Source organism: Klebsiella sp. MS 92-3 (assembly GCF_000195655.1).
GTDB lineage: Bacteria > Pseudomonadota > Gammaproteobacteria > Enterobacterales > Enterobacteriaceae > Klebsiella > Klebsiella pneumoniae.
This window is the reverse complement of record NZ_GL882869.1, coordinates 112,095-117,506: the sequence shown is the minus strand read 5'-3', so window position 1 is coordinate 117,506 and position 5,412 is coordinate 112,095. Positions and strand designations below refer to the sequence as shown.

Below are 5,412 nucleotides of genomic sequence, written 5' to 3'. Positions count from 1 at the left end.
CGAGGTGGGGGGGGGGGGGGGGGTGGAGATCGTCCCCGTTCAGCGGTAGCGCCGCCGGGGCGCAGGGCTTAATTGCCGCCTGACGTCCGGCGCTGCAGCTGGTCGCGCAGATTCGGCGGGGTACCCTTAATGGTCAGGGTATCAGTGGCGGGATCCCAGAATACGCGTTCGCCCAGCAGCATGGCGTCGAAGTTAATGGTCAATCCGCCGCCGCTGCCGGCAAACTTGGTCAGCTGACGTAAGGTGCTGCGATCCGCCGGGAAGCTCTCTTCCAGCTCATAGCCCTGCTCAGCGGTGAATTCCTGGAAGCTCTTTTCGCTGACGCCGGCGAGCTCTTTGGACAGCGACTCCAGCTCAATCTCTTCCCCAGCCTGCAGCTGTTCGTTGCAGTAGGCGTAGACCTGCTGGCGCACGTTCTGTCGCTCGGATTTATCAAGCTGGGCATCGGCGGCGAAGTCATCCACCGCCTGCAGCAGGCCGCGGTTCTGCGCTTTGGCGTTAAGCCCTTCGCTGGCGCCGAGGAAATCCATAAAGAAATCGGCCACTTTGCGCCCTACCCGCCCTTTCAGGAAGGTCAGATAGCGGGTCGACTCCGGGTTGGTTTCCCATTCGGTGAGATCGATGCGCGCGACGATATCGGCATGGTTAATATCCAGATAATGGGTCGAGCGGATATCCAGCTCTTCGTTGACGCGCATACTGCTCAGGTTATTGAGTACCGCCACCAGCAGATACTCGACCGCAAGGTAACGATACTGGCAGAAGAGGACAATGCCTCCTTCGGCGAACGGGTATTTCGCCAGCTCATCGCGCAGGCGACCGGTCGCCGCGCGGCTAAACGCCAGAAACTCTTCTTCCCCCTGACGCTGCAGGCGCAGCGCCTGGGCCAGTTCGCTCTCTTCATTGAACAAGCCATAGGCTTTGCTTTTGGCGCTATAGACCCGGTGCAGTTCAGCCATCATCTCGACGACCGTCGCGTTCGGCTCCAGCAGTGACTCGCGCAGCACCAGCTCCAGATTTTGTTCATCACGTTTGATTAACTGATGCAGGGCAATCTGGTCGATATCCAGACTCATGTTAAACTCTCCTTTTAGACCGGGCGGTATTCAACCACCGCCGGGTGGCCGACGCAACTGGCGCCACACATTTCGACGTCGTTAACGTCGATTGATGCGCTTTTGCGCCGCGGCGAAAAAATGCGGAAAAAAAGCTGCTGCTACGGTAATATGTTGCCCTTTCACGAACAAACAGATTTTGAGTTTATGCCGCAAATTTCCCGCTATAGCGATCAACAGGTCGAACAGTTGCTCAGCGAGCTGACGAACGTCCTGGAATCACACAAAGCCCCGGTGGACCTTTCACTGATGGTGTTAGGCAATATGGTGACCAACCTGATCAACAGTAGCGTCGCGCCGGCGCAGCGTCAGGCCATCGCCCGTTCTTTCGCGCAGGCTTTGCAATCTTCGATTAACGACGATCCAGCGCATTAAGGATAACAGCAACAGTATATGGTGACTCTACGTCAGCCCTACCGAGAAAAAGTCTCCCAGATGGTTAGCTGGGGGCACTGGTTCGCCCTGTTCAACATGTTGTTGGCCATGGTGCTCGGCAGCCGCTACCTTTTTGTCGCCGACTGGCCGACGACGCTTGCCGGACGACTGTTTTCGTACGTCAGTCTCGTCGGGCATTTCAGCTTTCTGGTGTTTACCAGCTATGTGCTGATCCTCTTTCCGTTGACCTTTATCGTGGTCTCGCAGCGCCTGATGCGCTTCCTGTCGGTGATCCTTGCCACCGCCGGGATGACGCTGCTGCTGATAGACAGCGAGGTTTTTACCCGCTTCCATCTGCACTTAAACCCGGTCGTCTGGGAGCTGGTCATCAACCCTGACCAGAATGAGATGGCGCGCGACTGGCAGCTGATGTTTATCAGCGTCCCGGTCATCTTCTTGATTGAAATGCTCTTCGCCACCTGGAGCTGGCAAAAGCTGCGCAGCCTGACGCGCCGCCGCCATTACGCCCGCCCGGTCGCCTGGTTCTTCTTTTTGTCGTTCGTCAGCAGCCACCTGGTCTATATCTGGGCGGACGCCAATTTCTATCGCCCGATCACTATGCAGCGGGCGAATCTGCCGCTCTCCTATCCGATGACCGCCCGTCGTTTCCTTGAGAAACATGGCCTGCTCGACGCCCAGGATTATCAGCGTCGTCTGGTGGAGCAAGGGGCGCCGGAGGCGGTATCGGTCCAGTATCCGCTTAGCAACCTGCGCTACCGTGACCTCGGCGCGGGCTACAACGTGCTGCTGATCACCGTCGACAACCTGAACTACTCGCGGTTTGAAAAGACCATGCCGGCGCTGGCGGCATTTGCCAAAGAAAACGTTAACTTTACCCAGCATATGAGCTCGGGCAATACCGCCGACAGCGGCCTGTTTGGCTTGTTCTACGGTATTTCGCCTGGCTATATGGACGGTGTCCTCTCGGCGCGTATTCCCGCCGCGCTGATTACCGCCCTCAACCAGCAGGGCTACCAGCTGGGCCTCTTCTCCTCCGATGGGTTTAGCAGCCCGCTGTATCGCCAGGCGCTGCTCTCCGATTTCTCGCTGCCGAGCGCGAAGACCCAGAGCGACGAGCAGACGGCCAATCAGTGGATCGGCTGGCTAGACCGTTACGCGCAGGATGAGAATCGCTGGTTCTCGTGGATCTCGCTCAATGGCACCACCCTCGACGACACGCAGCAGCAGGGCTTTGTCCGCCGCTACAGCAAGGCGGCAGGCGACGTTGATGCCCAGATCGATCGGGTGCTGACTGCGCTGCGCGAAGCCGGCAAACTCGATAATACGGTGGTAATTATTACCGGCGGCCACGGCAAGCCGCTGAATGCGAAACACGACGCGTTCGACTGGTCGCGCGAGCAGCTGCAGGTGCCGCTGGTTATTCACTGGCCGGGCACGCCGGCGCAGGAGATTGCCACCCTGACCGATAACAAAGATGTGATGACTACGCTGATGCAGCGCCTGCTTCACGTTTCGACGCCGGCCAATGAGTACTCGCAGGGAGAAGATCTGTTCAGCGCCGCGCGGCGTCGTAACTGGGTCACCGCGGCCAACGGCGATACGCTGGCCATCACCACCCCGACCATCACCGTGGTCCTCAACCATAACGGCACATATACCACCTGGAGCCGCGACGGCGAGAAAATTAAAGATCAGAAACCGCAGCTCAGTCTGTTGCTGCAGGTCCTGACTGACGAAAAACGCTTTATCGCTAACTGATTGATTAATTATGAATCAATCGCGCGTGACCCGCTTGCATTCGCCTGGGGAACGGGTAATATTGTTCCCCACGCGTCGGCACGTAGCGCAGCCTGGTAGCGCACCGTCATGGGGTGTCGGGGGTCGGAGGTTCAAATCCTCTCGTGCCGACCAAAAACTCCACAGAAACCAGCCTTTTAAGGCTGGTTTTTTTATGCCTGTTTCCCCTGTTGCCGCCCGCTCGCTTAATTTGTGCCCTTTCTTCAATGTATCGTGAAGATGTACGACTATCCTGATGGTAAATTACGTCGTAGCATCTATTATTCGACCGTATGACTCATAAGCAGGAGCGGATAACATGAGAGTTAATGGACTTACCAAAGGATTTTTCATCCTTATCGTCTTCATTGTAACCCTGGCCTTTTTTGATGTTCTCTCACCCTATTATTCCGCCATCCTTTGGGCTGCGATCCTCGCGGTGATTTTTAATCCGGACAAAAACAAGCCCCGTCCCCGCCTCGGCGAGCGCAATGGCCTCGCGGCGCTGATGACCATCGTCATTATCTGTCTTATCGTTTTTACGCCGCTGGCTATCATTCTCTCCTCGCTGGCCTACGAGCTCAACCTGGTGTACAGCAAACTGCAGCATAACGACACCCAGTTTCCGACGGTGGTCGCCAGCCTGTTCGCCCATCTCCCCGGCTGGGCCAGAAGCTTCCTCGCCGATCATAACCTTGATAGCGCGCAGCAGATCCAGCAGCAGCTCTCTGATGCCGCTCTGAAAGGCGGTCAGTATCTGGCCGGCAGCGCGTTTCTGATTGGCAAAGGGACTTTTGGCTTCACCGTCAGCTTCGGCATCATGCTGTATCTGCTGTTTTTCCTGCTGAAGGATGGACCTTATCTGGTGCTGTTGATCCTCGAGTCTCTACCGTTATCAAGCTATGTGAAGCAGCATTTGTTCGCTAAATTCGCCGCTGTGGCCCGCGCCACGGTAAAAGGTACCGTCGCCGTGGCGCTGGCGCAGGGGGCGCTGGGTGGCTTTGCCTTCTGGATCGCCGGTCTGGACGGCAGCATTCTCTGGGGAGCGCTGATGGCGTTTCTGTCGCTTATCCCGGCGGTGGGCTCGGCCATTATCTGGGTGCCAGCGGCCATCTACCTCTTCGCCACCGGCCAGCTGTGGCAGGGCGCCTTTATCGTCGGCTTCTTTGTGATTGTGATTGGCCTGGTGGATAACATTCTGCGTCCACTGCTGGTGGGCAAGGATACCAGGATGCCGGACTATCTGATCCTTATCGCCACTCTGGGCGGCATGGAGATCTACGGTATCAACGGCTTCGTGATCGGGCCGCTGATCGCCGCCCTGTTTATCGCCTGCTGGAACCTGCTGTCGGGACGAGAACATGCCGGCAATACCGATGAAATCGATGAAGAGTTTATTGAGGAAGCGAAAAATAGCCGTAATGAATAGCTTTCCCGGCAGGGGGCTGGCGGCCCGCCAGCGCCTCTGTTGCGCTCTGCGCGGCCGATGTCTTACCGGTAGATAACACTATTCATTTTGCAAAAATTGGTAAATAAATCTTAACATTCAGCTGAGTGATGATAGGCTATCTCTGTCAGGAACGAAAATAAAGGATGATCAACCGTGAAAAAAATCACTACGCTAGCCGTTTCTCTGCTGACCGCCGCCTGCATGTCCGCTGGCGCATTGGCCGCAGACCAGCCGCTGGAAAAAGTCGCGCCGTTCCCGAAAGCGGAAAAAGGCATGAAGCGTCAGGTTATTCAGCTGCCGCAGCAGCAGGATGAGTCGGCGCTCAAGGTTGAGCTGATGATCGGCCAGACGCTGGAAGTCGACTGCAACCATCATCGTCTCGGCGGGGAACTGGAAAGTAAAACCCTGGAAGGCTGGGGCTATGATTACTATGTCTTTGAGAAGCTGAGCGGCCCGGTATCCACCATGATGGCCTGCCCGGACGGCAAAAAAGAGAAGAAATTTGTCACTGCCGGCCTCGGGGATGACGCCATGCTGCGCTACAACAGCAAACTGCCGATCGTGGTATACACGCCGAGCAATGTCGATGTGAAATATCGCATCTGGCGCGCCGACGAGACTATCGGCAACGCCGTCGTCCGCTAAGGCGAACAGCGCAAACGGCAATAAAAAAAA

General features: G+C 56.7%; 5 protein-coding genes and 1 tRNA gene. 5 read left to right on the top strand and 1 reads right to left on the bottom strand.

Features of this window, described 5'->3' with window-relative positions:
* Nucleotides 1–68: 68 nt before the first annotated feature.
* The gene (gene yejK, locus HMPREF9538_RS00910; RefSeq protein WP_004144267.1) at nucleotides 69–1,076 is read right to left on the bottom strand and encodes a nucleoid-associated protein YejK; all 1,008 of its coding nucleotides are present in this window, start codon (nucleotides 1,074–1,076) and stop codon (nucleotides 69–71) included.
* Between the two features lie 186 nt (nucleotides 1,077–1,262).
* Between yejK and HMPREF9538_RS00915 the strand changes: the two genes are divergently transcribed.
* The 5 genes from HMPREF9538_RS00915 to eco all read left to right on the top strand — a co-directional run bounded on the left by HMPREF9538_RS00915 (nucleotide 1,263) and on the right by eco (nucleotide 5,382).
* Nucleotides 1,263–1,490, top strand: a complete 228-nt coding sequence (locus tag HMPREF9538_RS00915) for a YejL family protein (protein WP_004195346.1) — start codon at nucleotides 1,263–1,265, stop codon at nucleotides 1,488–1,490.
* Nucleotides 1,491–1,508: 18 nt separating this feature from the next.
* Nucleotides 1,509–3,269, top strand: a complete 1,761-nt coding sequence (gene yejM / locus HMPREF9538_RS00920) for an LPS biosynthesis-modulating metalloenzyme YejM (protein WP_002912990.1) — start codon at nucleotides 1,509–1,511, stop codon at nucleotides 3,267–3,269.
* 76 nt (nucleotides 3,270–3,345) lie between these two features.
* Nucleotides 3,346–3,422, top strand: a tRNA-Pro gene (locus HMPREF9538_RS00925).
* Nucleotides 3,423–3,606: 184 nt separating this feature from the next.
* Entirely contained in the window at nucleotides 3,607–4,716 is a 1,110-nt protein-coding gene (locus HMPREF9538_RS00930; protein ID WP_009486441.1) for an AI-2E family transporter, read from the top strand.
* A 174-nt stretch (nucleotides 4,717–4,890) separates the two neighbouring features.
* On the top strand, nucleotides 4,891–5,382 hold the full coding sequence (eco, locus tag HMPREF9538_RS00935) for a serine protease inhibitor ecotin (protein ID WP_004175048.1): 492 nt from the start codon (nucleotides 4,891–4,893) through the stop codon (nucleotides 5,380–5,382).
* Nucleotides 5,383–5,412: the final 30 nt, after the last annotated feature.

Coding starts and splice junctions, on each gene's coding strand:
- yejK (WP_004144267.1), bottom strand. CDS start 1,076: ATGAGTCTGGATATCGACCAGATTGCCCTGCATCAGTTAATCAAACGT.
- HMPREF9538_RS00915 (WP_004195346.1), top strand. CDS start 1,263: ATGCCGCAAATTTCCCGCTATAGCGATCAACAGGTCGAACAGTTGCTC.
- yejM (WP_002912990.1), top strand. CDS start 1,509: ATGGTGACTCTACGTCAGCCCTACCGAGAAAAAGTCTCCCAGATGGTT.
- HMPREF9538_RS00930 (WP_009486441.1), top strand. CDS start 3,607: ATGAGAGTTAATGGACTTACCAAAGGATTTTTCATCCTTATCGTCTTC.